25 protein-coding genes and 1 pseudogene are annotated in these 25,834 nt (G+C 42.5%); 8 read left to right on the top strand and 18 right to left on the bottom strand.

Annotated features, from left to right (window positions below):
- Positions 1-19: 19 nt before the first annotated feature.
- The 8 genes from A6755_RS07305 to A6755_RS07270 form a co-directional block, all read right to left on the bottom strand.
- The gene (locus A6755_RS07305; RefSeq protein WP_063590273.1) at positions 20-682 is read right to left on the bottom strand and encodes a 3-oxoacid CoA-transferase subunit B; all 663 of its coding nucleotides are present in this window, start codon (positions 680-682) and stop codon (positions 20-22) included.
- Entirely contained in the window at positions 667-1,365 is a 699-nt protein-coding gene (locus tag A6755_RS07300) for a CoA transferase subunit A (RefSeq protein WP_063590272.1), read from the bottom strand. Before A6755_RS07300 ends, A6755_RS07305 begins: the two co-directional genes overlap by 16 nt.
- Positions 1,366-1,375: 10 nt before the next feature.
- Positions 1,376-2,743 (bottom strand): aspartate aminotransferase family protein, encoded by a 1,368-nt coding sequence (locus tag A6755_RS07295; RefSeq protein ID WP_063590271.1) that lies wholly within the window; start codon positions 2,741-2,743, stop codon positions 1,376-1,378.
- 44 nt (positions 2,744-2,787) lie between these two features.
- Positions 2,788-3,027 carry a ferredoxin gene (locus A6755_RS07290; RefSeq protein WP_063590270.1) on the bottom strand — a complete coding sequence of 80 codons (240 nt, stop codon included), beginning with the start codon at positions 3,025-3,027 and terminating at the stop codon, positions 2,788-2,790.
- Between the two features lie 13 nt (positions 3,028-3,040).
- A complete protein-coding gene (ablB, locus tag A6755_RS07285) occupies positions 3,041-3,904 on the bottom strand; it encodes a putative beta-lysine N-acetyltransferase (RefSeq protein ID WP_082201183.1) in 864 nt (287 codons plus the stop codon).
- Positions 3,905-3,969: 65 nt separating this feature from the next.
- Positions 3,970-4,236, bottom strand: coding sequence for a YokU family protein (locus A6755_RS07280; RefSeq protein WP_034309704.1), 267 nt, complete (start codon positions 4,234-4,236; stop codon positions 3,970-3,972).
- Between the two features lie 2 nt (positions 4,237-4,238).
- A complete protein-coding gene (gene kamA, locus A6755_RS07275; RefSeq protein WP_052137407.1) occupies positions 4,239-5,669 on the bottom strand; it encodes a lysine 2,3-aminomutase in 1,431 nt (476 codons plus the stop codon).
- Positions 5,670-6,163: 494 nt separating this feature from the next.
- Positions 6,164-7,645, bottom strand: a complete 1,482-nt coding sequence (locus tag A6755_RS07270; protein WP_244889646.1) for a sigma-54 interaction domain-containing protein — start codon at positions 7,643-7,645, stop codon at positions 6,164-6,166.
- A gap of 186 nt (positions 7,646-7,831) precedes the next feature.
- Here A6755_RS07270 and A6755_RS07265 point away from each other — a divergent pair, with 186 nt between their 5' ends.
- Positions 7,832-8,317 carry a GNAT family N-acetyltransferase gene (locus A6755_RS07265; protein ID WP_237752084.1) on the top strand — a complete coding sequence of 162 codons (486 nt, stop codon included), beginning with the start codon at positions 7,832-7,834 and terminating at the stop codon, positions 8,315-8,317.
- Between the two features lie 222 nt (positions 8,318-8,539).
- Here A6755_RS07265 and A6755_RS07260 read toward each other — a convergent pair whose 3' ends face one another.
- Positions 8,540-9,529 carry a LacI family DNA-binding transcriptional regulator gene (locus A6755_RS07260; protein ID WP_063590269.1) on the bottom strand — a complete coding sequence of 330 codons (990 nt, stop codon included), beginning with the start codon at positions 9,527-9,529 and terminating at the stop codon, positions 8,540-8,542.
- Between the two features lie 138 nt (positions 9,530-9,667).
- On the opposite strand from A6755_RS07260, the gene A6755_RS07255 reads away from it, so the two are divergent.
- Positions 9,668-10,516, top strand: a complete 849-nt coding sequence (locus A6755_RS07255) for an HAD-IIB family hydrolase (RefSeq protein WP_063590268.1) — start codon at positions 9,668-9,670, stop codon at positions 10,514-10,516.
- Between the two features lie 85 nt (positions 10,517-10,601).
- Here A6755_RS07255 and A6755_RS07250 read toward each other — a convergent pair whose 3' ends face one another.
- Positions 10,602-11,504 carry a M15 family metallopeptidase gene (locus tag A6755_RS07250; protein WP_084737518.1) on the bottom strand — a complete coding sequence of 301 codons (903 nt, stop codon included), beginning with the start codon at positions 11,502-11,504 and terminating at the stop codon, positions 10,602-10,604.
- Between the two features lie 1,014 nt (positions 11,505-12,518).
- On the opposite strand from A6755_RS07250, the pseudogene A6755_RS27535 reads away from it, so the two are divergent.
- Together A6755_RS27535 and A6755_RS07240 are read left to right on the top strand one after the other, a co-directional pair.
- A pseudogene (locus A6755_RS27535) lies at positions 12,519-13,039 on the top strand (DUF6434 domain-containing protein).
- A 78-nt stretch (positions 13,040-13,117) separates the two neighbouring features.
- Positions 13,118-13,516 (top strand): hypothetical protein, encoded by a 399-nt coding sequence (locus A6755_RS07240; RefSeq protein ID WP_063590266.1) that lies wholly within the window; start codon positions 13,118-13,120, stop codon positions 13,514-13,516.
- 69 nt (positions 13,517-13,585) lie between these two features.
- Here the strand turns inward: A6755_RS07240 and A6755_RS07235 are convergent, their stop codons facing one another.
- The 6 genes from A6755_RS07235 to A6755_RS07210 form a co-directional block, all read right to left on the bottom strand.
- Entirely contained in the window at positions 13,586-14,233 is a 648-nt protein-coding gene (locus A6755_RS07235) for a 3-oxoacid CoA-transferase subunit B (protein ID WP_057276918.1), read from the bottom strand.
- A gap of 16 nt (positions 14,234-14,249) precedes the next feature.
- Positions 14,250-14,945 carry a CoA transferase subunit A gene (locus A6755_RS07230; RefSeq protein ID WP_034309718.1) on the bottom strand — a complete coding sequence of 232 codons (696 nt, stop codon included), beginning with the start codon at positions 14,943-14,945 and terminating at the stop codon, positions 14,250-14,252.
- A 32-nt stretch (positions 14,946-14,977) separates the two neighbouring features.
- Entirely contained in the window at positions 14,978-16,363 is a 1,386-nt protein-coding gene (locus tag A6755_RS07225) for a GntP family permease (RefSeq protein ID WP_063590265.1), read from the bottom strand.
- A 607-nt stretch (positions 16,364-16,970) separates the two neighbouring features.
- Positions 16,971-18,641: a sigma-54 interaction domain-containing protein gene (locus A6755_RS07220; RefSeq protein ID WP_063590264.1), complete on the bottom strand. Its 1,671-nt coding sequence runs from the start codon at positions 18,639-18,641 to the stop codon at positions 16,971-16,973.
- A gap of 64 nt (positions 18,642-18,705) precedes the next feature.
- Entirely contained in the window at positions 18,706-19,881 is a 1,176-nt protein-coding gene (locus A6755_RS07215) for an acetyl-CoA C-acetyltransferase (RefSeq protein ID WP_063590263.1), read from the bottom strand.
- Complete coding sequence (locus tag A6755_RS07210) at positions 19,878-20,825, bottom strand: 3-hydroxyacyl-CoA dehydrogenase family protein (protein ID WP_063590262.1); 948 nt, start codon at positions 20,823-20,825, stop codon at positions 19,878-19,880. The genes A6755_RS07215 and A6755_RS07210 overlap by 4 nt, the downstream gene beginning before the upstream one ends.
- A 246-nt stretch (positions 20,826-21,071) precedes the next feature.
- On the opposite strand from A6755_RS07210, the gene A6755_RS07205 reads away from it, so the two are divergent.
- Together A6755_RS07205 and mleCBF are read left to right on the top strand one after the other, a co-directional pair.
- Positions 21,072-21,848 (top strand): 3-hydroxybutyrate dehydrogenase, encoded by a 777-nt coding sequence (locus tag A6755_RS07205; RefSeq protein WP_063590261.1) that lies wholly within the window; start codon positions 21,072-21,074, stop codon positions 21,846-21,848.
- Positions 21,849-22,137: 289 nt separating this feature from the next.
- A complete protein-coding gene (gene mleCBF, locus A6755_RS07200) occupies positions 22,138-22,980 on the top strand; it encodes a CBF family alpha/beta fold macrolide esterase (RefSeq protein ID WP_063590260.1) in 843 nt (280 codons plus the stop codon).
- Between the two features lie 61 nt (positions 22,981-23,041).
- Here the strand turns inward: mleCBF and A6755_RS25925 are convergent, their stop codons facing one another.
- Entirely contained in the window at positions 23,042-23,224 is a 183-nt protein-coding gene (locus A6755_RS25925) for a YjcZ family sporulation protein (protein WP_264639326.1), read from the bottom strand.
- 282 nt (positions 23,225-23,506) lie between these two features.
- On the opposite strand from A6755_RS25925, the gene A6755_RS07195 reads away from it, so the two are divergent.
- On the top strand, positions 23,507-24,025 hold the full coding sequence (locus A6755_RS07195) for a hypothetical protein (RefSeq protein ID WP_063590259.1): 519 nt from the start codon (positions 23,507-23,509) through the stop codon (positions 24,023-24,025).
- Positions 24,026-24,065: 40 nt separating this feature from the next.
- On the opposite strand, the gene A6755_RS07190 is transcribed toward A6755_RS07195, so the two are convergent.
- Positions 24,066-24,245, bottom strand: coding sequence for a DUF4083 domain-containing protein (locus A6755_RS07190; RefSeq protein ID WP_063590258.1), 180 nt, complete (start codon positions 24,243-24,245; stop codon positions 24,066-24,068).
- A 782-nt stretch (positions 24,246-25,027) separates the two neighbouring features.
- Here A6755_RS07190 and A6755_RS07185 point away from each other — a divergent pair.
- The gene (locus tag A6755_RS07185) at positions 25,028-25,807 is read left to right on the top strand and encodes a hypothetical protein (RefSeq protein WP_063590257.1); all 780 of its coding nucleotides are present in this window, start codon (positions 25,028-25,030) and stop codon (positions 25,805-25,807) included.
- The last annotated feature ends 27 nt before the right edge of the window (positions 25,808-25,834 follow it).

Below are 25,834 nucleotides of genomic sequence, written 5' to 3'. Positions count from 1 at the left end.
GCTTTTTTCCTCCTCTTACCTATTCAATGGTGTTGACGACAGCATGGATTTTCAATGTCGCCTCTGTATTCCTTATCACATCATCCACGGTATATGGCGCCATGACTTCCTTAAGCACCAATCCCTCTTCTGTTACTTCCATGACAGCCATATCCGTAATGATTAAATCCACACTCTTTCTTGCCGTCAATGGAAGCGTACATGTCTTCAAGATCTTAGATTCACCCTGCTTATTCACGTGATTCATCAGGACGATCACCTTTTTGGCTTTCTGGGCAAGCTCCATTGCCCCGCCCATACCCGGCACCCGCTTTCCTGGGACGATCCAATTCGCCAAATCCCCTTTTTCACTGACTTCCAGGGCCCCAAGGATGGTGATGTCGATGTATCCTTTCCTGATCATTCCAAATGCCGTTGCACTGTCAAAGTAAGAAGCTCCCAATACAGTGGTGATCGGGAAACCTCCCGCATTACAGAGGGCAGGATCTTCTTTTCCGGGATCAGGACTTGGACCCGTACCGAGAACTCCATTTTCCGCATGGAACAGCACATGGATATTTTGAGGAATATGTTCTGCCACCAAGGTAGGGATGCCGATGCCTAAATTGACGATCAATCCGTCATGGATTTCCTTGGCGGCGCGTTTCGCGATGCGATTTCGTACATCTACTGCCATGCCCATTTCCAATTCACCCCTTTTGTCGGAATCACCATATCTACATAAATGCCTGGTGTGGCAATACATTCCGGATCCAATTCGCCTGCAGGAACGATTTCCTCCACTTCCGCAATCGTGAAGGCCCCTGCCATCGCTACCAGCGGATTGAAATTACATGCTGTCTTGTCGTACACTAAATTCCCAAGTGAATCGGCCTTTTTGGCATGGACGATGCTGACCTCAGCCGTCAAAGCGGTTTCCACCAAATATTCTTTTCCTTCTATTACAATCTTGTCCTTGCCTTCTTCGGCTATCGTACCAATCCCGACATCGACAAAAATCCCGCCTAAGCCTACACCGCCGGCACGAATCCGTTCGGATAATGTACCCTGCGGTGAAAATTCGACTTGCAGCTTTCCTTCAGTCATGAGCTTGCCGGCATTAGGATTGGATCCGATATGCGAGGCGATCACTTTTTTTGCCCTTTCAGCGGTCACAAGCCGGCCAATGCCGATATCAGGGAATCCAGTATCATTGCCAATCAAGGTCAATTCCTTAACGCCCTTGTCAAGGATACCCTGTACAAGCGTCGGAGGAGTCCCGACTCCGCCAAATCCGCCATACATGAGTGTGCATCCATCGGAAATATGCTCCAGCGCTTCTTCCATGGTCACAATTTTGTTTTTCTTCGTAATGACCTGCTTCATACCGTTCCTCCTAAATAGCCTGCATGTCTTCAATTAAACCTTCCGCGTGCAATTCTTGCTGCAACTCATCGAGGGAAGCTTCCAGTATCTTGACTAGGCGATCGATTTCTTCATTCGTAATGATTAATGGCGGAGATAAAATAACCGCATCGCCAGCGATTCCTTCAATCGCACCTGCAGCAGGATAGATTAACAACCCCTTCGCAAAAGCCTTATTGACAAGCCTTGTAGTCAGGCCGATTTGCAAGTCGAATGGAGTTTTTGAAATCCGATCGGAGACAAACTCAAGCCCAAGGAGCAGCCCTTTCCCTCTTACATCACCAATGATGTCGAATTTCTCAGCCAAGCCTTGCAGCTTCTTAAACAGATATTGACCTTTCTTTTCCGCTGCCTGAACCAGGTCATTTCCCTCAATGTAGGAAAGCACTTCCAATGAAACGGCAGCAGATAGAGGGTTTGCACTATATGTGTGTCCAGCCATGATTGATTTCGATCCTTTTAAAATGGGCTCCATGACACGGTCAGTAACCATTGTGGCTGCCATTGGAGTATAGCCTGCGCTCATTCCTTTACCCAATGCGATGATATCCGGAGTGACTCCCCAGTGTTCCATCGCGAACATTTTTCCTGTCCGTCCGATTCCCGTCATTACCTCATCGGCAATAAAAAGAATGTCATAGTTTTCGCAGATTTCCTTAATCCTTTGATAGTAGCCATCTGGCGGTGTTACAGCACCAGCGGATGCTCCGATTATGGGTTCTGCGATGAAGGCGGCGATATTCTCGGATCCGACCCTTTGAATGGCTGTCTCCAGTTCATTTGCACACTGAAGCTTGCATCCGGAAGTTTCATTATTATAAGGACAGCGATAACAGTATGGAGCCGAAATGCTAGGGAAATCCTCCAATAGCGGCACAAAACGCTTTCTTCTTGGTACATGGCCGGACATCGATAAAGCGCCCATCGTGATCCCGTGATAACTCGTCCACCTGGAGACGATGCGGTTTTTTCGCTCAAACCCTTTTTCTTGCCAATGTTGAATCGCGATCTTCATCGCCGTTTCGGTCGCTTCCGATCCACTATTCACGAAAAATGACCAATTCAAATCCCCTGGAGCCAACTCACTTAGCTTTTTGGCCAATGCCTCTGCGGCTTCACTCGTAAAATGAGACCTATATGCAAAAGAAACTTTGCGGGCCTGCTCCGTCATTGCCTCGACAACATCCAATACGCCATGGCCAATACTTGCTGTGACCGCTCCTGATGATCCATCTATATACTGATTTCCATCTATATCATAAAGATAAATTCCATTCCCATGAGAGATAGTGGGATAGTCATGATCTAAAGTAGGCTTAATCAAATAATTGCGTGTCATGTCATCTCTCCTTTTAACGTTCGTACCCATTATCTATTAATCTATTACGTTCTTATTAGACTGAAAGGCTCATCCTGAATCAGGATGGATTCTGTAGGGCAGCCTTCCATAGCATCTTGCATGTCATCATGCAAGGTTTCAGGAACCTCGGCAATCCCTTGATTATCGTCCAAGATGACGAAAGCGATCCCTTGATCGTCATAGTCATAAATCTCAGGACCTGTTGAACCGCATGCCCCGCACGCAATACAGGTTTCTTTATCAACCCATGTGTATTTAGCCATAAAAACAATCCTCCTACTTGAGGGATAAATCTTTACCCCAAATATTCATGTCCTCATACTTATCCCAAATATTGCAATTCTTCGTTAATCTTCCGCCATATTCATATCCCAGCTGATGAAAGACGGCGTTCATGCCCATTGACAATGAACGCGCTAATGAATAAGAGCAATAAATGTTTTTCCTGAACAATTCTTGTTCCAAGGCGGAGATGAGCACCTTCATGAAACCATGCTTCCGATGCTGAGGAATTGTTGCACAGTCCGTTAATTCAGCATTGTGATACATCTCATTCACTTCCGCGGATGCAGCACTTACGATGGTTCCTTCATATTCGATAACACTAAAGATCGTACCTTCCTCCATCACTTTCTTGATATATCGCTCATCATTCATCGGTGTAGGATAGGTTTCAAAGATGGCACCATATAAATTCGCCAGCTCTTTTGCATCTTCAACCGTAGCAGACCGGAGGATATAATCCTTAGGTATTTGCTGAGATTCAATCAGTCTAGGAATCTGACTGACATCTTGGATGACTCTATCTTCCTTGACCCAAAAGTCGCTTGTTCGCCTTTCATCCGTTAAATAGAAGGCCATGCAATAGGCATCATTCCCTTTGAAATACTTGCTCAATATTCCTTCCAGCATGAATCCCTGACTCAATGCAGCGGATAAATCTTCATTCCTGGCTTTAAGTATCACTTTAGTAAAGCCCTGCTCCTTTGCGATGGCAAGGGCCCGATCGATCGCTTTGTTGATATTTCCCCGATAATCATCCATGCGTAAGCGCTGATTGGCATGATCATGATAGATTTCCATCGTATAACAATCCCCGGTCTCCATTTGGGTGAAAAAAGGCAGCTTTTGAACAGGCATTATGTACCCCCCTTATTTAAAGAATTCGGGAGAAGAGATGCATATCATCCGCTTCTCCCGGCATTCTATTTCCAATTGAATAATCTTTTGACAGGTGCCTGAAGAAGCTGTTCATACGTAAACTCATCAGGATATTCACTCACATCATATATGGATAAGGCTTCATCCACTTTTTGATTCATTGAATCAGACACATAGATTCCGCATTCAGGACAGTTTATGGCCGGAACTTGAAGGACTTTTATTGAGCGTTTCCCGTCAGGCATGATCCAGTAACAATCCTTCTTTTCACTTTCTTCTACGTTTGGGGTATTGCACCATAAGCAGTCCATCTTCATTCCTCCTTGCCATCAGATTTCACCGAGCCGCTAGCGGCCAACTTTTTTTCTTGGGCCAACCTTAATTTTTCCTTCATTTCATCCCGTTTATCACGGCGATCCTTCAAGGAAGCATGTTCATCAGTGCTTTCATACGCTTTTCTCTTGTCAAGACGACGAAGGCCCTCTGGCACCAAGTTGAATTTCTCATCCGTCATAAGCGCGGAAATCCCCACGGCTTCTTTCCTATCCGCAGTACCATACACTTCATCAAAGTAAGCATCCGCACTGCCGGCAACATAGTTCTTCGGCTCCGGATAGCTAGTGATTACTCCTTCAAAGTTCCGTAAAACGACTTTATCCGGACTTTGCGAAAGAAGGTAATTCGGGGTCAAGGCAATCTTTCCGCCGCCGCCAGGAGCATCCACCACAAAGGTTGGCACTGCATATCCTGATGTATGCCCGCGCAGCGCTTCAATGATTTCCAGACCTTTTGAAACCGGCGCCCGGAAATGGCCAATCCCTTCAGATAGATCACATTGATAAATGTAATAAGGTCTTACCCTTGCTTTAACACAGTCATGCATAAGCTTTTTCATGATATGGACACTATCGTTGATACCAGCGAGGATGACTGCCTGATTACCAAGCGGCACCCCTGCCATCGAGAGCATATCACATGCTTTTTTCGCTTCATCCGTCAGTTCAAGTGAATGATTGAAATGCGTATTCAACCAAACCGGATGGTATTTTTTCAGAATATTACATAAATTCTCTGTAATCCTCTGCGGGAAAACGACCGGTGCACGTGTGCCGATCCGGATGATTTCCACATGCGGGATGGCGCGCAGGTTACTCAATACGTATTCAAGGATCTTATCATTGATCAACAGGCCGTCACCGCCGGAGATCAGGACGTCCCTCACTTCCGGAGTGTTCCGGATATATTCAATCGCCCCGTCAAGCTGTTTCTTGGGAACACCCATGCCAACCTGACCTGAAAAACGGCGTCGTGTACAATATCTGCAGTACATGGAGCATTGGTTCGTTACAAGGAATAGAACGCGATCCGGATAACGATGCGTCAATCCTGGAACAGGGGAATCCTCATCCTCATGCAGCGGATCCTCCAAATCATATCTAGTCTTGTTCATTTCTGCCGAAAGCGGTACAGATTGTAATCGAATCGGACAGCGAGGGTCATCGGGATTCATCAAAGAAGCATAATAAGGCGTAATGTTCAACGGAATCGTTTGAGTCGATATCCGGACTCCTTCCTCTTCTTCCGGTGTCAGGTTGACGACCTTTTTCAGATCATCCAGTGATTTAATCGTATTGGTCAATTGCCAGATCCAATCATTCCACTGCTCTTCCGTTACATCCTTCCACAATTCGATATCATTATAATGCCTGCGTCCACCTAGGTATTCTTTATGTTTTACATCCATTCCCATCAAATTCATTAATAATGCCCCCTTTATTATAAGAACTTATCTATATACTCTCGCAAGAATGATGCCAACATTGATAACAAGGAAATCATAAGCAAATGGGGGTAAAACGAGCTTAAAATCGCAAGATATTTTTCATTATGCATAATTTTTTGCAGCCAGATTCTTTGCGCCAAGCAATAAAAAAGAAGGCTCTCTTTACACAAGAGCCCTCCAGTTTGTAGACAAAAGGAGTTCTATCCAAATTTTTAAACATAGTTGATTGGAGCGGGTGTACAGGAATCCTGCGGGAATATCGAGTCCAAGGGAGAGCCCAGCCGGGGGCGGACCGCCCGCGGAAAGCGAGTGCCCCACGTTTCAATCAACGCCCAAATTTGTACAAGCAAAAAAATGTAGACAAATTCGATTTTCATCGAGCTTGTCTACATTCTGAAGGTCTCTTTACATTACATCATGATCAAGAAAGTGACAGCGTTTCCAAAAAACTGAATTCACTTGGTTTCCTTCGACCCTGCCGTATACACTTTTTCAATGCCGTACTTGTTTAACTTATATTGCAGTCCCTGCCTTTTAATATTGAGGGCTTCTGCCGTTTTGCTGATATTCCCGTTATATTTCTCGAACATATTGATGATCATTTCCCTTTCCATTTCTTCAAGAACGACAGGTAAATCAATCCTGCTTTTCAATGGGGAAGGCTGGCTCTGCGCATTTGCTGCAGCATAATTTCCTGACGGGAAAAGATAAGCAGGAAGATGATGTTCATCAATCATATCTTCCCCAGCGTCCATGACGTTAAAGGTTAACTCGATGGCATGCCCCAATTCACGAATGTTCCCGGGCCATGGATATTGAAGAAGCCGCTGCATCGCCTTTTGACTGATCCCGCGCACTTCCGTAAAAAATGATTTGTTGAATTTTTGAATGAAGTGATTGACGATTTCCGGAATATCCGTTTTACGCTCGGAAAGAGAAGGCATCTGGATCGTTACGACATTGAGGCGAAAAAACAAATCCGAACGAATGATTCCCCGCTCCAACGCCTCTTCCGGAGAAATGTTCATCGCAGCAATGATCTTCACATTAATCTTTTGCTCTTTCGAACCTCCAACACGGCGCACTTCACCTTCCTGAAGCACCCGCAGCAATTTTGCCTGCAGACCGAGGTCGAGGCTATTCAGCTCATCAAGGAAAAGAGTACCGCCATTTGCCTGCTCAAAAATGCCCATGCGATCCATCGCTCCGGTAAAAGCCCCTTTCGTCGTGCCGAACAGCAGCCCCTCCATCAATTCCTTTGGAACGGCCGCACAGTTTTGCGCGATGAAAGGCTGATTTCGCTGAGCACTTACATTATGTATACTTTGCGCGACCAGTTCCTTCCCTGTCCCTGTTGGTCCATAAATCATGACTGGGGAATGTGTACGGGCCGCTTTTTTCGCCAAGGAAATCGCTTGCTTAAAAGCAGGACTATTGCCGATCAAATCACTAAAATGATAGGTCGCCGTCCCTTCAGAAAACTTATTTTTCCTATGCGTCTCGGCCAGCTGGGAACGCAAATCGACAATTTGGTCATACATATTCATGACCTTCGTAATATCCTTTGCGATTTCCACTGCCCCAATAATTTCACCATCCTCATACAAAGGATACGTACTATTGATCGAGGTTATTTTTTTCTCCTTTAAATTGACATATGTTTGAATGGACTCAATCGTTTCATTGCCTTTTTCCAAGGCCACATGCAGCGTACTGGATTCATCTGTCAATGAAGGATAAAGCTGAAAAATATTCTCCCCCAGCACCTGCTCCCGATCCAGCCCGTCGATATGCGCCATCATTTCATTGTAAAAGACCGTATCCCCATCTTTATTCACAATATGGACACCCACATTGATCACATTCAATATCCATTCAAATTGAGTGGAAAACTGATTTACTGAAGATTTCATTTCTTCATCTCCGTTCTCTGCCATTTGATAGAATCACCTGTAAATTATAGCATTTAATGGGAAACATTCATCTCTTTATTCTTATTTAAATCAAAATTCAGCACAAAGGCAATAGAATAATAAGGTCAAATAAAGGAATCTCGCATTAAGCCAAGAAAATTATAAGAGAAAATATAAAATTTAGGGGTGAGTCGGATTTCGGAAACTAGATTGGAAATTAAACCGTGGGAAGATAATGACCTTCAATTACTATTTCAACTAAATGCCCCAGAAATGATGGAACATCTTGGCGGACCAGAAAGTAATGAACAAATCCTGAAGCGTCATCAGCGGTATCTACAGATTGGTGATAAGGGATGCATGTTTAGCATCACCCCGTTTCCAGAGGCAAAGGCAGCCGGTTCCGTTGGCTACTGGCAAAAAGTGTGGAACGATGAATTTGTGTACGAAATCGGTTGGAGCGTCCTCCCTCCCTTTCAAGGAAAAGGAATCGCATCTCATGCCGTGAAGGCACTGATGGAGAAAATCAAAGCCGAACGAAATTACAAATACATTCACGCATTCCCTTCGATCACTAATCCTGCATCTAACGCAATTTGCCGCAAGCTCGGCTTCAATCTCATCTCCGAATGTGAATTCGAATACCCGCCAGGGAGCTTTATGAAATGCAATGATTGGTGTCTGGAACTTGAATGAATACTTTAATGTATAGCGGATTTGTGTATAGGAAGGATCATACCGTGGTAAGTCGAATTATGTTGAGTTTAGGTGAATTATTTCCCGGGAAAGTCGAATTATTCTGGGGGTTGGTCAGATTATTCCCGGGGTAGGACGAATTATTCCCTCCCTTAGAATTTCTTGAGTATTTGTCTGAAAGGATAATGAACTGAATAAGAAGCCTTTATATCTTTATGAAGGTCAGGTTGATTCTCTGATTTTAAGTTCCGTAGGCAATTTAATAATGTCGCGCTTTAATTTCAAATCTTCATTTAAATATTTTATCAATTCTATTACAGTGCGTTGTCCCAGTTCCATAATCGGTATATCGATTGTGGTTATGGTGGGGGTTGTGACTTGGCAAATAGATTGATTATCATAACCAACTATGGCTAGGCATTCCGGTATTTTGTAGCCCAACGCAGTTGCCTTTTTAATAATTCCTGCTGCTACCTGGTCATTTCCAGTAAATAAGGCAGTAGGTTTTTCTTTTAATTTTACTATTTCATCACAAATACGGAATCCATCTTCAATACTAAATCCATGTCCAAATATCCAATCGTCATTATGCAGTAAATTATTATCCGCTAACGCTTTTATAAATCCTTCTTTTCTTTGACCCTGAGCCTGACTATAAGAAGTATCGTAACAAAAACCTATTTTCCTATGGCCTTTTTCTATTAAATGATTAACCGCTTTGTAAGTCGCTTCGAATTCGTCATATCCAATAATCGGTATAGAAGCGGAATGATGGTATTCATTACACAGTAAAATCGGGCCGTATTTCAAATAAGGCTTGATTGCATTCCATTCATTTTCTAATGCTCCTAAAATAACCCCATCTACTTCTCTATTCTTTAATTTCCCCATAACATCCAATTCATTTTTCGCATCATAAAAGGTTTGAAAAATGAGAACTTTATAATCATTTTCCAAGGCTGCTAGAGATACTCCTTTAACCAATTGGGCAAAGAATGGATGATCGAAACTTGGGACTGATATTGCAATGGTTTGGGTTTTATTTGTCCTAAAATTCCGGGCTAGTGAACTTGGTGCATAATCAAGCTCTTCCATGACCTTTAAGATTTGTTCCCTCTTTTCTTTCGAGACATATGGATGATTATTTAAGACTCTGGATACCGTTGTTTTAGAGACATTACATATCTTGGCTATCTCGCTAATTCTCGTCATTTAATCCCATCCTTGCAATATGTGGTTGACATGTTATCGATTTCAGAAGTTATGATTAAACCGTTCCTAATATATTAACAAAATTTATCTGAGTTGTATTTTTAAAAAGTTATATTTTTAGCGAATGGAGGGATTGTTATGTTTTTGAATAAAAAGGGCGGTTTTCAGTTATTGCTAAATGTCGAGAACCCAAAATACATTGTATTCTGTGATTTCGATGAGACCTATTATCCTCATTCCATGAGTTACGAGAGACAGGAAGATGTATATGAACTTGAAAATTACTTAGAAGCAAAAAGCATGGATGGAGAACTTGTCTTTGGCTGGGTCACTGGGAGTAGTATCGAATCAATATTACATAAAATGGAACAAGGTGGATTCAGGTTTTTCCCGCATTTTATTGCCAGTGACTTAGGAACCGAAATCACCTATTTCTCGGAGAATAACTTTTTGGAAAGTGATCCAGATTGGCATTCGCAGATTAATATCGAAGAATTTAATAAGGGGAAAGTCGATGAAATTTATAATGTTCTACTTAACGGCAATATACCATTGATTCCTCAGACTCAAATGGGAAGTTCACGTTATAAAAGAAATTATTATTATCAAATACAACAGGAATCCGTCGACAAGAAGAATTTAGCTACCATCCAGAGGGTGGCCAAAGAGTATGGGATAGGGGTAAATATCAATCGTTGCAATCCCCTTGCCGGCGATCCTGAAGATAGTTATGATATAGACTTCATTCCATTAGGCACTGGAAAAAATGAGATTGTCCGTTTTATGCTAGACAAATTCGGGCTGAGTCGGGAGCATGCCTTCGCTTTCGGCGATAGCGGCAATGATCTGCTCATGTTAAAAAGTGTTAAACATGGTTACCTTGTTGGGAATGCAACTCAAGAAGCAAAGGAAGCTCATACTAAAATAGCGACAGGTACGTACTCCAAAGGAATATTAAGAACTTTGCAATCCATCATTACTATTTAAGTGGAAATATAAGTAATGAGGAAAAGGTAGTTGATTGATGCGCTCTTGCACAGCTTTACTTTCTGCTAACGGCATGGATTTTCCATCAAGCAAACAATTCATTCCATGTTACTTTGCCTGCAAGCTTATCAGCGGAAATCTTGCTTGCTTTCTGGTATTTGTATAATGCCGCCTCGGTATTTTCCCCGAATATTGCATCAAGGGGACCGGGGTTAAACCCTTCCATATATAACGCTGCTTGCAGGATCCATGTGATATTGCAGCTAGCTCCTTTTTTAATTGTGACGGTAGCATTCTTCGTTTTCGGCCCCCATTTTCCATCGACAACAAGCTTTTTATTGAATTGCTTATTCAATTCCGTTTGTAAACCTATTATAAGGGCCGATCGGGTTTTGGGACCATAAACGCCATCTACGGCAATAGACGTTTTATATCGGCCATTTATCGTTTTTTGTATGGAAATTATATGCCCATCTCCTTTGCTGGTCTTTGGAGAAGTAATATGAGGTTTTTTTCCTGCTTGTAACTGTGTATGAGATAACCCGCCCGTCATCTCCAAATGAGGATAATCCTTGAATGAAGTCCAATCCCCTCCCCAGATAAATCCTAATTCTTTACCTATGGCAGCCACACGCTGCCATTTTGAGTTCACTGTCCATATCGCTTTCTTGCCATCATCACTCACAATGAAGAAATCAATAGCAAGTCCATAATTATGATAGGATTGGCCTGGCTTAGCGTTCGTCACAATCGGTTTAGCTAGATTGCTATAGTTTTTTCCTTTGTAGCTGTAAACTCGTCCTTGACCAAAAAGGTTGGCTTGTTCTTCCAAAGAGCGGTAACCTGCACTTATCTGTACAGTGATTCCTTCATTATAAGCACGTTCCACCATTTCCAAGGCTGATGCCTTCACAACAGGATTCATCCCTTTGCCCATCTTTTTCACTGATCGCTCCAATAATGTCCGTAATGCTACTTTCACTATCATCCCTCCTTTTAAGTTCCCATCAAAGTTTATATAAGCCTTTTTAACGGAAAAGTAGCAGAGTTGGTAAAGTTTGTTCTCATTTAATAGGAAATAGAAGTGATATGTTATTTATCCGCTCTTTTTCCGCCGACTGCCTGCCAAGCCTCCTCGACGGTAAACGGCTGCGGGGCCTCGGCTAACCAGTTTTTCGGCAGAAAAATTAACCATAAAAAACAAAAACACCCTGTAAATGTTAGTTTGGTGTCTAACATTTACGGGGCAGTTCAGAGTTGCCTACAGTTTTTTCTTAATAAACGTTACAGCTGATTTCAGAAATCCGCTCCCTTTCCGCCGACTGTCTGACAAGCCTCCTCGACGCCAGCGTCTCCGGGGTCTCTGCTAGGCAGTTACTCGGCAGGAGCGTCGCATATTTCTTCCAGCCATTAAGGGTTACTGTAAAAAACCTCAAGGATCACCTCGTCTTAAACATGGTTCAGGTGTGTACAGCCTACTGATTTTCTTTAATCTCATTTCAGTCGATTTCAGAAAGCCGCTCCCTTTCCGCCGACTGTCTGACAAGCCTCCTCGACGCCAGCGTCTCCGGGGTCTCTGCTAGGCAGTTACTCGGCAGGAGCGTCGCATATTTCTTCCATCCATTAAGGGTTACTGTAAAAAACCTCAAGGATCACCTCGTCTTAAACTTGGTTCAGGTGTGTACAGCCTACTGTTTTTCTTTAATCTCATTTCAGTCGATTTCAGAAATCCGCTCCCTTTCCGCCGACTGTCTGCCAAGCCTCCTCGACGCAAGCGTCTCCGGGGTCTCGGCTAGCCAGTTACTCGGCAGGAGTGTCGCATATTTCTTCCATCCTTTAAGGGTTACAGTATAAAAACATGAAGAATAATCTAGTCTTCAACATGTTTCAAGATGAGCCGACTTTGTTTTTTTCTAGAGGCTGTTTTCGTAAATTGTTGTTTTGAATAGCAAGAACATTCGTTCCTCAATGGTATATATTAGAATTTAAGGAAGTGTTTTGTTTGAGACCTAATCTATCAAAAGATATTAGCATTGAAAGTTTCAAAGATTTCTATTGGTTGAAAGAGGAACTGCAAACGTTTTGCAGGGAAAACTGGATAAGTTCTACTGGTTAAAAAATGATAGAAATTTCCGATAGGATTGAAACATTTCTTCGGACAGGAGAGATAAAAAATCCTATTAGAAAAACAAAAATCAATAGGACGGTTGAACTTCAAGTACATTTAAGCCTTGATACAGTCATTAGGGCAAACCATCGTTGTAGTCAAGATGTGAGAGCCTTTTTCAAGACTGCTATCCCTAAATTTCATTTTTTAACATATCTTCAAAACTACTTTAAAAGTAACGCAGGGAAAACGTATCGTAATGTTGTAGATGCTTAGTATGAGGAAGAAGAACGAAAAAAGACCCCACATTCAAGAAAAAGATTGCACCTCAATTTAACTACAATCAATTCACTAGTGACTTCTTTGCTGATCCTAAAAATCAAGGTAAAAGCCGTGCAGAAGCAATTGAAGCCTGAAATAAGTTGAAGAAACTTCCTGGAAGCAACAAATATGAACCTAATAATGAAATATAAGTTTATAAACAAGTAAAAAATATGAAAGATAAAAAATCAAGTTTACTTTTTAAAATCTTGGTTCGGGGTGAGCAATCCGATACTCCTTTTACCGAAAAATTGATGGAACCGCCAGACTGTAGACGAATGGAGAGAAGTGCCAGTTTTCCTACAATATTTCCTAAAAAAGAAGTCCAGTTGATTGGAACGGAAGGTACGAGACTCCTGCGGGAAAGCGTGGCCAAGGGAGACCCCACAGGCGCGAAGCGTCGAGGGCGGACCGCCCGCGGAAAGCGAGTGCCTGGAGTGGAAATCCTTACACATCCCCTCCTTCAGAAATCCGCTCCCTTTCCGCCGGCTGCCTGCCAAGTATTGATAACTGAGGGGAAAAGGCCTGTCGTTCCTTCATTAATAGAAATGGAATTTCCCCCAAAAAATTAGACGGCTTCCGTTCGCCCGTTTGCGAATGAAAGCCGTCTAATCATGTATTATTTTATTAATCTCTCAACCTTACGCTTTGATTTCAATAGAGGGGCTTATTGTAAAGTCAGCCTCTGTTTTACTTTTCACTTCATCAAGTGTTACGCCATTTTGCAATTCAATCAATTCCATGCCAGCGTCTGTAAATTGAAAAACGGCCAGTTCGGTAATCAGGCAATGGACAACTTTTTCTCCCGTCAATGGCAATGTACAGCTTTTTTTCACTTTGGATTCCCCGTGCTTGTTCACATGGTCCATGATGACGACAATTCGTTTTGCGCCTTGGACGAGGTCCATCGCTCCTCCCATCCCTTTTACCATCTTCCCTGGAATCATCCAGTTTGCCAAGTCCCCATTCTCGGAAACTTCCATCCCGCCTAAAATGGCTAGATCGATGTGGCCGCCGCGAATCATTGCGAATGATTCAGCGCTATCAAAAAATGATGCTCCCGCTTTTGCCGTTACCGTTTCCTTTCCTGCATTGATCAAATCCGGATCAACTTCATCCTTTTGGGGATAAGGCCCGATTCCGAGTAAGCCATTTTCCGATTGAAGCATGACATTAAAGTCATTTGGAATCATGTTGGCAATCAAGGTCGGCATTCCAATCCCTAAATTCACACACATCCCATCTTTGATTTCTTTAACGGCCCGTTCTAAAATTAGTTGTCTAGTCATTCGATACTCCTCCTTTTTATGCGTTAGCAGTTGTAAGTCTTTCAATTCGTTTTTCATAGTCATTTCCTACAAGCACCTTTTGTACATAAACCCCTGAAGTATGAATTTCATCTGGATCGAGCTCCCCTGTGCCCACAAGCTCCTCCACTTCGACAAGCGTGACTTTCCCTGCGGTGGCAACGACAGGGTTAAAATTCCTTGCCGTTTTCCGATATACAAGATTACCGAAATGATCTGCTTTCCAAGCTTTTACAAAGGCAAAATCTCCTACTATTCCTTTTTCCATAATGTATGTGCGGCCATCAAACTCTTTATGTTCTTTACCTTTTGCGACTTCCGTCCCTACTCCTGTAGCTGTATAAAAGGCAGGAATTCCCGCTCCGCCCGCTCTTAAACGCTCGGCCAGCGTTCCTTGGGGAACTAGTTCGACCTCCAGCTCGCCACTTAAAAATTGCTGTTCAAATAATTTATTTTCCCCAACATAAGAAGCGATCATTTTTTTGATTTGTTTATTTTCAAGCAATAGACCCAGACCCCAGTCATCGACACCGCAATTGTTGCTGACAATCGTCAAATCCTTTACACCTTTGTTACGCAAAGCAATGATTAGTTTCTCTGGTATTCCGCTTAATCCGAACCCGCCTACGATAATGGTCGCTCCATCCTCGATTTGTTGAATAGCGCTATCAAAAGATGTTAATAATTTACTCATTTTCCATCATCTCCATTCTTAATACTATTCTATTAAATAAACAGTGATGTTGCAAAAGCTATGATGAACACGGTCACTGTTTTCAAAATCGTAATCGCAAAAATATCCTTGTAAGATTGACGATGTGTCAGTCCAGTAATGGCAAGCAAGGTAATGACGGCACCATTATGCGGCAGCGTATCCATTCCGCCAGATGCCATGGATGCTATTCGATGAAGCATTTCCGGGGTGATTCCGACACTTTGGGCCACCTGCAAATAGTGACTTCCCATCACTTCTAGCGCAATCGAAAGTCCACCTGATGCGGATCCGGTAATCCCTGCCAGCACATTGACGGCAATAGCTTCGGATACGAGCGGATTACCGCTTGCATTGAACACCCAGTTTTGAATGACCGAGAATCCAGGAAGTGTTTTCACCACATTCCCAAAACCAACTTCAGATGCAGGATTGAATATGGCAAGCAATGATCCCATTGCCGCAGCTGTTAATCCACTAGCCAATTTGACCTTGATGCGTCCAACATTCAGAAGCATCGCTGCAATGATGCCGATTGCCAAGGCAACAATCAAAGACCAGGATGAAGTGACTGTGCTTACATCGGCAATGTTGAAAGTTTCCTTCAACATCGAAGCATCATACCAGTGCTTAACCGAAATGGCACTGCGGCTGAAAGCAAAATTAAACGCTACGACAAGGATGAGCGGTACGATGGACAGCCAAAAGTTAGGCAGGTTTTGCTGTTCTGCACTTTCTGGCTCATTTATATGTCCTTCCCCGTAGCCTTCACCATTTGCCACCGCTTGTTTACGGCGACGCTCTAACCAGATCATTCCTCCAGTGAATACCATGATCGCGCCAATAATCCCCATGATTGGAGCTGCATACGCATCTGTTCCGAAATAATTCGTTGGAATGATATTTTGAATCTGAGGTGTTCCAGGAAGGGCATCCATCGTATATGTGAAGGCGCCCAATGCTATCGTTCCCGGCAATAGTCTTTTTGGAATGTCTGCTTCTTTAAAAATTGCCGCTGCAAATGGATAAACGGCGAATGCCACTACAAACAATGAAACCCCGCCGTATGTCAGCGCCGAGCACGCCAGCACTACAGCAAGAATAGCCTGCTTCGAGCCTAGTGATTTTACGATGGTCTTGGCAATGGATGCAGCTGCACCGCTCATCTCCATGACCTTTCCAAATACGGCCCCTAATAAAAATATCGGGAAAAACGCTTTTATATAGTTAGCCGCAAACGTCATATATGTCTCTGTATAACTTGGCAGCAAATGTCCGCCGGATAAAATGACCGCCAATAAAGTAACAATCGGCGCTATGATAATGACCGGATAGCCCCGGTAGGCTAAAAAGATTAAAAGTCCCAGCGCCACCACAATGGCTAAAATTTGAATCACCAATTCAATTCCCCCTTTTCTCCCTTGCCCCAAATAATTCGGAAGCCGTTAAATAGAACTAGTAATCTCCTAAATTCCATATTTTTAATTTTTCCGCTTTTACCATTCAAGCCTGCCTTCCCCAAGTCAAGCTGAATGATTCCCCTAAATATTGAGAACGCTTTCAATAATCCCTTTTCATTTTACGTGGAAACACAATATAAAATGACAGATGGGCCATTCACTAAAGTAATTATGCAATTATTGTGCCAACTTAAACACAAGGAAAAATCTCATCTTTTAAAGCTTTTTCAAACAATTCCTTCCCTAAAATCACTTAAAACTGTAAAGGTTTCAGTACACACAAAGATAAACTCCAAAAAAGTGTAAGACTTTTCTTACAACTTTTAAATTCCCTTTCGTTTTATGTACGGATTTCCTAACACACGCAAATATTTGCTAGTAAAAGCTTGGGGAGGGGACTTCAGGCATACGCTTACATTCGGCGGAAAGGGAGCGGACTTCTGAAAGCATCTTGCACGTTTTAAAAATAAAAAAACTGCAGGCAAACTCGATTTATTTCGAATTTGCCTGCAGTCTGAACCCTTTGGCAAAAGGGGCCTTTCTTCAATCATAAACCATATTTATTCATTTTTTCATACAGTGTTGTTCGGCTCACTCCGAGTCTCTTTGCCGTTTCTGATTTATTGCCTGAAGTCATTTCCAAACAGGAAACGATCGCCGCCCGTTCGGTTTCATCCATTACTTCAGCCAAGGTGCGGATCGAGACGGCTTCTTTATGACCCGTTATTTCTTTAGGGAGATGCTTGGAACATATCATTTCCCCTTCTTCAACTATATTCATTGCGCGTTCAATGATATTCTCCAACTCACGAATATTCCCCGGCCATTTATAAAGACGAAGCAGGCGCAATGCTTGATCGCTCATCCCTTTTACGCGTTTCTTCATGAGATTCTGGTACTTTTCAACAAGATGATTTACCAGTATTTCAATGTCCTCCGGTCGCTCCCTTAAGGAAGGGACATGGATTTGCAGGACCTTCAATCGGTAATACATATCAAGCCGGAACTCCCCTTTCAAGACCATTTCCTCCAGATTACGGTTCGTTGCAGCGATTACCCGTACATCAATCGGAATACTTCCCGTCGAACCGACCCTCTCAATCTCTTTCTCTTGTAAAACACGGAGCAGCTTCACCTGCATATGCAGTGGCAGCTCACCGATTTCATCCAGAAAAATCGTACCGCCTTCAGCTGCTTCGAACTTACCCGCTTTTCCGCCTTTTTTTGCACCAGTGAAGGATCCCTCTTCATAGCCAAATAGCTCTGACTCCAGCAGTTCCGCCGGGATGGCGGCACAGTTCACTTTGACAAACACACCCATGGCCCGTCTGCTGTCATTATGAATGGAATGGGCAAACAGCTCCTTACCTGTTCCGCTTTCACCCAAAATCAATACATTAGAGTCGCTTTTAGCGGCAATTTCGGCCTGACCTTTCACTTCCATGAAAGCGGGGCTTCTTCCCATCAAATGATCAAACGTATATGAGGCCTTATTTCTCTCGCGAAAATCGCCTTTGTACTTTTTCAGCTCTACTTCAAGTGAATTTATCCGCTTGGAAAGAGCGGTGAATTGCCCGACATTCTTAAAAAGAATCTTCCCGACCGCCCCTATTAACTTGCCTTGTTTCCTTATCGGGGAACGGGTCGCAATTATATAATTATCCTTAATTTTTTGTAATTCAGCGACCTCTTGCTTGCCAGTTTTGGCGACCACATGCATACGGGTGTTTTCAATGACCTCCGTTACATGTTTCCCTATGGAGCTTTCCTGATCGACCCCAAGAAAATCCGCATAAGCATGGCTCAGCATTTGGACATACCCTTCCGTATCGACCATCACCAAGCCGTCATAGGCAAACTCGATAATATCCTTAAACAGAATTTCTTCATGATTATCGATATTAAGAAAATCGCTTTTATTATTTGTAAATAACAGGAGGTAATTCTGATACTCCTCATCCCCCATTTGAATGATGGCTTTTCTGACAATCCCATTATTCTCATTCAAACGGATCGGAGTATTTACAGCTGGTACAAGGTTTTTTTCTAAAATCAAATGTATTTGCCGATCAAATTGATTCTCGGCAAAAGCCTCGGATAATACGCGATTGCATAGAACGATTTCTTTTTCGTTTTTCGTTACCAAAACACCAAAAGGCAATTCTTCCAATATCGCTTTCACTAATTCCAATTGAATAGTTTCATTATCGCTGGCCATTCCTCTTCTCCTTAACCCGTCTGAAGTTTCCTCCATTATATCATAGGAAAATGAGGCCAAGTCATTACCGTTCCACAATCAGCGCAGTTCCCTGTCCGCCGCCGATACATAAGGTGGTAAGGCCGGTTTTTGCATCCCGGCGCTTCATTTCATACAATAAAGTCACTAAGATGCGGGCACCGGAAGCGCCTACCGGATGACCCAGGGCAATCGCCCCGCCATTCACATTCACTTTCTCCGGCTTCAGCTCAAGGTCCTTAAGCACGGCGAGTGACTGTGCCGCAAAGGCTTCATTCACTTCCATCAATTCAATATCATCTATTGTCAATCCCGCTTTTGCCAAAGCTTTCCTTGTCGCAGGAACTGGACCATATCCCATGATTTTCGGATCAAGCGCGGCGTTTGCATATGATTTGATTGTCGCTAATGCTTCCAGTCCCAGCTCGTCCGCTTTTTCTTTAGACATCAGGATTAACATCGCACCCCCATCATTGATTCCGGAGGCATTACCTGCCGTAACCGTTCCATTTTCCTTAAATGCAGGACGCAGCTTCGTTAGCTGGTCTATCGTCAGCCCATGACGCGGATGTTCATCTTGTTCCACCAAGATCATCTTTCCTCTGCGTTTATATTCAACAGGTGCGATTTCCTCTGCAAATCGTCCTTCAAGCTGCGCCTTTTCAGCCTTCATTTGGCTTTCTAATGCAAATTCATCCTGCTTTTCACGGCTGATCCCCCACTGCTCGGCGATATTCTCCGCAGTCACGCCCATATGATATTGATTAAAAACATCCGTTAAGGCGTCATAAGTCATTGAATCGACCGCTTCGGCATTGCCCATTTTCTGTCCAAAACGATAATTTGGAAGTAAATACGGAGCATTGCTCATGCTTTCAATCCCCCCGGCAAGAATCACATCCGCATCACCAAGGGAAATGAATTGCGCTCCCATTATGACCGTACGGAGGCCAGATCCGCAAAGTTTATTAATGGCCATGGCCGGCGTTGTTTCCGGAATCCCTGCATGAATCGCAACCTGACGTGCCACATTTTGCCCTAATCCAGCAGATAGAATATTCCCAACCAATACCTCATCGATCATGTCAGCCGAAATATTTGCCCGCTTAATCGCTTCCTTAGCTGCCACAACTCCCAAGTCAACCGCCGAAACATTGGCAAGACTGCCTCCAAACGCACCAACCGGTGTTCTTGCTGCCCCTACAATCACCACTTCTCTCATAATACTTCCTCCTTCTCCATTTTCAATTTTCCCAGTTTAATAAAATTACGGTCCCTCTCATTGATTTTTTGAGAAACGGTACATTCTTCATACGTAAAAATGCCTTCTCCCGACTTCGTCCCAAGCTTTCCCTCAGCCACCAAATCACGAATCAAATCAGGCGCTTCCTTACTCTGGTCCAATACCGGTGAAACATTATCGAAAACACGCTGCCATGTATCAAGTCCGCCAAAATCGGCAATCTCAATCGGCCCGGTAAATGCCCAGCGAAAACCTGGTCCAGCCGTTATCGCCGTATCGATATCCCCGGCATCGGCAATGCCCTCTTTTAATAGATAAAAGGCTTCACGCATCAAGGCAGTCTGGAGACGATTGGCAATGAACCCTGCTATTTCTTTTTTCAAGAGAATCGGAGACTTGCCGATTTTACGCATTAAATCCATGGTTGTCTTGACGATTTCCGGCTTCGTTTCGTCATGCTGAACAATTTCAACCAATGGAACCAAATGGCCAGGATTAAAGAAATGTGTGATGACCATTCGCTCCGCAAACGAGGCCTTCTCCATCAATTGGGAAATCGGAAAGGTGGATGTATTTGAAGCAACAATTGCATCCGGTTTGATTATTTCCTCCAATTGCTGATATAGATTTAATTTCAGCTCGATGACTTCCGGAATTGCCTCAATGATAAAATCAGCATCCCTTACTGCCCCTTCCAAGTCCACGCTGTATGTAATATTCGCTAAAGCACCTTGCTTTTCCCGATCAGTCAATGCCCCTTCTTCCATGAGCAGTGATAGATTCTCAGAAATTCGATTTTGGGCAAGGTTTAACAGCTCTTCCTTTATATCGTTAATGGTGACGAAATACCCGCTAACTGCAAAAGACTGAGCAATCCCACTACCCATTACACCTGAACCGATAATGGCTATTTTTTTAATCATCCAGCTTCCCCTTTCCGTTTCAATTACCTTTATTTACTCACCTTTTTATATATGCAATATCCATGCCAACGATAAGGGGAAATAAAATTCTTTTTTTATCTTGAAAATCATGATAGACTCTACTCATTAACCTAAACCATATTTTTATAACCTTCCCTTTATATATTTACTCTACGGAATACTTCCCTGTTCACGACATAAAATGACAGACTTGGACCATTACATTTTTTATTGGAGGAATGTAATATGGTTAAAGATAAAGTGGCGATAATTACCGGATCTGCTAGAGGAATCGGCTTTGAGATCGGAAAGATATTTGCTGAAAATGGAGCAAAGGTCATTTTGTCCGACCTTGATCAAAACACAGTTGAAAAAGCTGCTCTGGACCTAAGGAACAACGGCTTGGAGGTTATCGGCTTAAAAGCTGACGTAACAAGTGAAGAGGATATTATCCAACTAATCAAACAAGCTAAAGACAAATATGGACGAATCGATATTTTCATCAATAACGCCGGCCTTCAGCACGTTGCACCAATTGAAGAGTTTCCAACTGAAAAATTCGAACTGATGATCAAAATCATGCTGACCGCGCCATTCATTTCAATTAAGAACGTTTTGCCAATCATGAAAGAACAAGGCTTCGGCAGAATCATCAACATCTCTTCCATTAACGGCCTGATTGGATTCGCCAACAAAGCCGCATACAATAGTGCCAAACACGGTGTAATCGGCTTGACGAAAGTCGCTGCCCTGGAAAGCGCCTCTTTTGGCATAACCGTCAATGCCCTTTGCCCAGGATACGTAGACACGCCTCTCGTCCGCGGTCAATTGGAGGACCTGGCAAAAACAAGACAGGTACCGTTAGAAAGCGTTTTGGAAGAGGTCATCTATCCACTTGTCCCACAAAACCGCTTACTCGATGTAAGTGAAATTGCCGACTACGCCATTTTCCTTGCAAGCGACAAAGCTCGGGGCATCACAGGCCAGGCAGTCGTATTAGATGGCGGATATACCGCTCAATAAAATGCATGTTAAAAACCCCGAATAAATGGCACCAAAAAGTGCTATGTATTCGGGGTTTTCTGTATGGATATGTGGGAAAATTTGGTGACGAAAAGATATCCCCCATGTTAAAGTAATATAGGGATACCTCCTATTTTACCACTATTAAAAGGAGGCCGCGTCATGATTATTAAGTGGGTTAGACTGCGATAATGAAAAGCGCAGGCCAATCATCATGCTCCGGAAAGTATATATTGATCTGCGCCATCGTAACGGCTATTGGATAATATTTAATACGGAGGTAAAAAACATGAGTCAACAGATACTGAAAATTAATAAAGTCGATATATGTACTGAAAGTTTTGGAAACCCTAAGGACCCTGCCGTGCTTTTGATCATGGGAGCGATGTCTTCATTAGATTGGTGGGATGATGATTTCTGTCTCCGCCTTGCCGATTCGGGGAGATTTGTGATTCGCTACGACCATCGGGATCTGGGACGGTCTACCGTTTATGAACCCGGTACCTCCAACTATACAATAACGGATTTGGCTGACGATGCCGCGGGTGTCCTGGACGCCTATTCCATAGAGCGTGCTTCTATCGTTGGGATGTCCCTAGGCGGTATGATCGGCCAGATTCTTGCCTTAAGATATCCGGAACGCGTAAATACGCTTACGCTAATTGCATCAAGCGTGTTCGGGACTGTGATGGAAAAACTGCCTCCAATGGACCAGAGCATATTGGATCATCATGCAAAAAGCGCTTCCATTGATTGGTCAAATCGGGAGACGGTCATCGCTTATCTTGCGGATGGATGGAAAACATTAGCCGGTTCCAAACCCTATGAACAGGAAAGAATGCATAAACTGGCAAAAAGAGAAGCAGACCGTGCCAAGCAGCTACCGAGCAGATTCAATCATGCCATGCTTGCTGGAGGAGATGAATATTTCGATCGAATGGGTGAGATTTCCGTACCGGTCCTCATCATCCACGGCACAGAAGATCCAGCCTTGCCATACGAGCACGGACTTGCTCTTGCGAAAGCCATCCCTCAAGCTGAATTAGTGACTCTTGATGGATCAGGGCATGAAATTCACAGTGAAGACTGGGATAATATTATCGGTTCAGTCATAAAGCTTACTTCACGATAATTAAAATAAGTTTGCATAAAGGAAGCCGACCAATAAAGGTCGGCTTTTCTTTATACATTTGTTAGCAGAAACCGCCATATCCTTGAACGGGATAACAGCAATCGTTACCTCTATCTCCGCCGAAACAAGCAGCTCCAACGATGATTAAGAGGATAAACAATACGACTATAAAAGCGAAACCGCCACCAAATCCACCAACATCGTTACCGCAACCGCAATTTGAATCATGACCGCAATTTGACAATAGAAACATCTCCTTATTTGTTTTAGGAGGAAAAAATTAAATGGGTTAATTCAACTTATGTTCTAAATAGGATAATGACACAAAAATCACCAGAAACTTTTTTCAACCACGCGCACTACCTAAAATCAACAGTTTATCAGCGCCTATTTTTACCGTTTGAAGATTTCATACAGCTCCGCCTGACACCTTATTTACTCATTGAAATTAATGATTGTTTGCGACATCCAATTCCCACTAATTCAAGCTTATTGTAGAATGAAGGTAAAAAGGTCCGAGGTATTTATGATAAAAGGAAATTCTTATATTCTTGTTTTTTCCATGGCTGTTCTGTTGACAATCATACTTGTTTCAACTACTCCAATAATAATTAAAACGTTACTCGCTTTTATAACGATTGCGTTCGCATTTCCTGTCATTAGGAAGCTTCTGTTTAAAGAAAAATTCAGAAAAATTAAAGTGGCCTTCTACTCATCAGTGACCTTTACAATTGGTTTATTTCTAGTCTCGTTTTTTGAAGAACCATCCTTTAAATGGGATGGAGATTTCCTGATCATTATGGTTGTGCTTTTTTATAGTTTGCTTGGAAATTTCTTTTATGGTTTACCGGTTTCACTAATTGCTGAATTCATCTCAATGAAGTTTTCCAATTTACGTTTCTGGTTATCTGGATTCATACATATTGGTTTCGGATTGGCTACATACTTTATTGACCCGGGAGGTTTCTTTATCTCTGCGGTTATATGCTCCATAATCTTTTTTGCACTAGATGAAATCACTAAGTTTTATTCGACTTCTTATTGACCTGAACAGGGAACAAAAAAATGAAAAGGATAAAAAGAAATTAATCTCTTTTATCCTTTTCAAGCAGCTCAATTATTCTATCAAGTTTTTGTTCTATGTTATTGGGTTTGTTTGACCTTGCAAGAAGAGAACGAACAAAAAAGTAAACCGCAAAGATCATACCAAGCAACAAAATAAACATAATAAGTTGATATACTAAATCACCTATATTGATACCCAAAGAACCCCACTCCTTTCCTTTTTCGGATTAACTATCCCTTATATCTACTGTCCAGGACATAGAGTCGACAAAAACTATTATTATAGTTTTTTAGATATCACTTTTATTTCTTTATATATTTGTATAAGTACTATTAGGATATGTATAGGGATACCGACTGCAAGTCCCACCAATGGCGAATAAGGCCCAGCGAAGGTAAAGAGCGATACAAGAGTAATAGTTATATATATTGATATAATTAACGCCGTCATAAATATTTCTCCTTTTTTGGATAATTATAGAACACATGCACAGTCCGAAAATACCTCGGCTGTCTTGCTTCCCTGGCACTTTAGTCTTCAAGAGAAATAACAATCTAAAAAAGTATACCTTCTATAAATCTTATTGATTAAAAACGAATCTTCGCTCAGAGGCCTTAAAAAGAGCCTAGGACTTCTTTGTTCACTTTTTGTAAAATCGAGCAAAGAAGTCCTTTTTGGGTTTATCTGTATTTTCGTGGCACCGCTTTTCATTTTTTAGCTTTTTGCTTCCCTTTATATTCATCCATTTCTTTACCCGCGTTCCATACTTCCTCTAATGCAAAATGATAAGTGTAAGCCCTATAAATATTTACGACTTGTCCGCAAATATAAGCAACCTGTCCAAGCAATTACCTTATTTTATTAATACTATATTTTGTAACTACAACGAAAATGCTTTTGGCAGTGCTTTAGTACGGTTCGATACTACACTCCATTTCATTTTCGAAAATAAAAATAGTTACAAGAAAGGATTGAGATTTTATGGGTAATTTTAGTAAAAAAAATACAATGCAAAGCAACTGGGGTTCTGCATGTTCCGACAGCGACTGGGGTTTTGGGAGTGATTCAAGATTCGGTGATGATTCAAGATTTGATCGTCATTCAAAATTTAAAAAACCATGTAAGGTTTGTAAGTCTCACGACGATTCTGTTTGCGATTGCAATTTTAAAGCTCCGGCTCGCCAACTCGCTGCACCATTAAACAGCGACTGTGTCCTAGTCAATTCAGTTGTAGGCTCAAAAGCGGTACAAAAGGTTGCAGAAGCAACACTTCCTTTTACCGCGTTTGCTCCTGCTATACCAGCTGGATCCACTATTGGTCCAGTATCTGTTGTACCGAATCTAGCTGGTATTACCCGTAACACGACAATCATTAGGGACAAAGTCGTTAACATCGGACTTATTCCTGTAGTTATTACGGTAACATTTACGCCACCAGGATCAACAACTCCTGCAACAGCCACACTTACAACGAATTTACCATTCCAGGAGCATACAGATTTTCCAGGCGCCTGCCCTGAGGATACAGTAATAGAACCCGCATTAGTAGTAGAAGGGATCTTTGCTCAACCAGGCGTCCCAGTCATCGGCACTACGGGCCTTGTTTCTACCAATGCTATTTTAGTCAAGATTGTACTACGCACTACAATTACAGTTATTCGACCAGTTATTGTTGATAAACACGGTGGTATTTGCGACGTAAATGAACGTCGTTGTGAAACTACAACTACTCCAACAACTAATACTCTTGCTGCTCCGTAAATGACGGTGTTGAACAGTTTTTAATCT

Origin of the sequence: Peribacillus frigoritolerans, assembly GCF_001636405.1 — a bacterium.
GTDB classification, from domain to species: Bacteria; Bacillota; Bacilli; order Bacillales; family DSM-1321; genus Peribacillus; species Peribacillus frigoritolerans.
Note: the sequence above shows the minus strand (reverse complement) of the source record. Positions and strands in the feature narration are given on the sequence as shown.

Coding starts and splice junctions, on each gene's coding strand:
- A6755_RS07185 (WP_063590257.1), top strand. CDS start 25,028: ATGGGTAATTTTAGTAAAAAAAATACAATGCAAAGCAACTGGGGTTCT.
- A6755_RS07255 (WP_063590268.1), top strand. CDS start 9,668: ATGTTTTTGAATAAAAAGGGCGGTTTTCAGTTATTGCTAAATGTCGAG.
- A6755_RS07295 (WP_063590271.1), bottom strand. CDS start 2,743: ATGACACGCAATTATTTGATTAAGCCTACTTTAGATCATGACTATCCC.
- A6755_RS07240 (WP_063590266.1), top strand. CDS start 13,118: ATGAAAGATAAAAAATCAAGTTTACTTTTTAAAATCTTGGTTCGGGGT.
- A6755_RS07195 (WP_063590259.1), top strand. CDS start 23,507: ATGATAAAAGGAAATTCTTATATTCTTGTTTTTTCCATGGCTGTTCTG.
- A6755_RS07210 (WP_063590262.1), bottom strand. CDS start 20,825: ATGATTAAAAAAATAGCCATTATCGGTTCAGGTGTAATGGGTAGTGGG.
- A6755_RS07300 (WP_063590272.1), bottom strand. CDS start 1,365: ATGAAGCAGGTCATTACGAAGAAAAACAAAATTGTGACCATGGAAGAA.
- A6755_RS07270 (WP_244889646.1), bottom strand. CDS start 7,645: ATGGCAGAGAACGGAGATGAAGAAATGAAATCTTCAGTAAATCAGTTT.
- A6755_RS07250 (WP_084737518.1), bottom strand. CDS start 11,504: ATGATAGTGAAAGTAGCATTACGGACATTATTGGAGCGATCAGTGAAA.
- A6755_RS07215 (WP_063590263.1), bottom strand. CDS start 19,881: ATGAGAGAAGTGGTGATTGTAGGGGCAGCAAGAACACCGGTTGGTGCG.
- A6755_RS07260 (WP_063590269.1), bottom strand. CDS start 9,529: ATGACGAGAATTAGCGAGATAGCCAAGATATGTAATGTCTCTAAAACA.
- A6755_RS07305 (WP_063590273.1), bottom strand. CDS start 682: ATGGGCATGGCAGTAGATGTACGAAATCGCATCGCGAAACGCGCCGCC.
- kamA (WP_052137407.1), bottom strand. CDS start 5,669: ATGGATGTAAAACATAAAGAATACCTAGGTGGACGCAGGCATTATAAT.
- A6755_RS07220 (WP_063590264.1), bottom strand. CDS start 18,641: ATGGCCAGCGATAATGAAACTATTCAATTGGAATTAGTGAAAGCGATA.
- A6755_RS07235 (WP_057276918.1), bottom strand. CDS start 14,233: ATGACTAGACAACTAATTTTAGAACGGGCCGTTAAAGAAATCAAAGAT.
- A6755_RS07290 (WP_063590270.1), bottom strand. CDS start 3,027: ATGGCTAAATACACATGGGTTGATAAAGAAACCTGTATTGCGTGCGGG.
- ablB (WP_082201183.1), bottom strand. CDS start 3,904: ATGCCTGTTCAAAAGCTGCCTTTTTTCACCCAAATGGAGACCGGGGAT.
- mleCBF (WP_063590260.1), top strand. CDS start 22,138: ATGAGTCAACAGATACTGAAAATTAATAAAGTCGATATATGTACTGAA.
- A6755_RS07230 (WP_034309718.1), bottom strand. CDS start 14,945: ATGAGTAAATTATTAACATCTTTTGATAGCGCTATTCAACAAATCGAG.
- A6755_RS07280 (WP_034309704.1), bottom strand. CDS start 4,236: ATGGACTGCTTATGGTGCAATACCCCAAACGTAGAAGAAAGTGAAAAG.
- A6755_RS07205 (WP_063590261.1), top strand. CDS start 21,072: ATGGTTAAAGATAAAGTGGCGATAATTACCGGATCTGCTAGAGGAATC.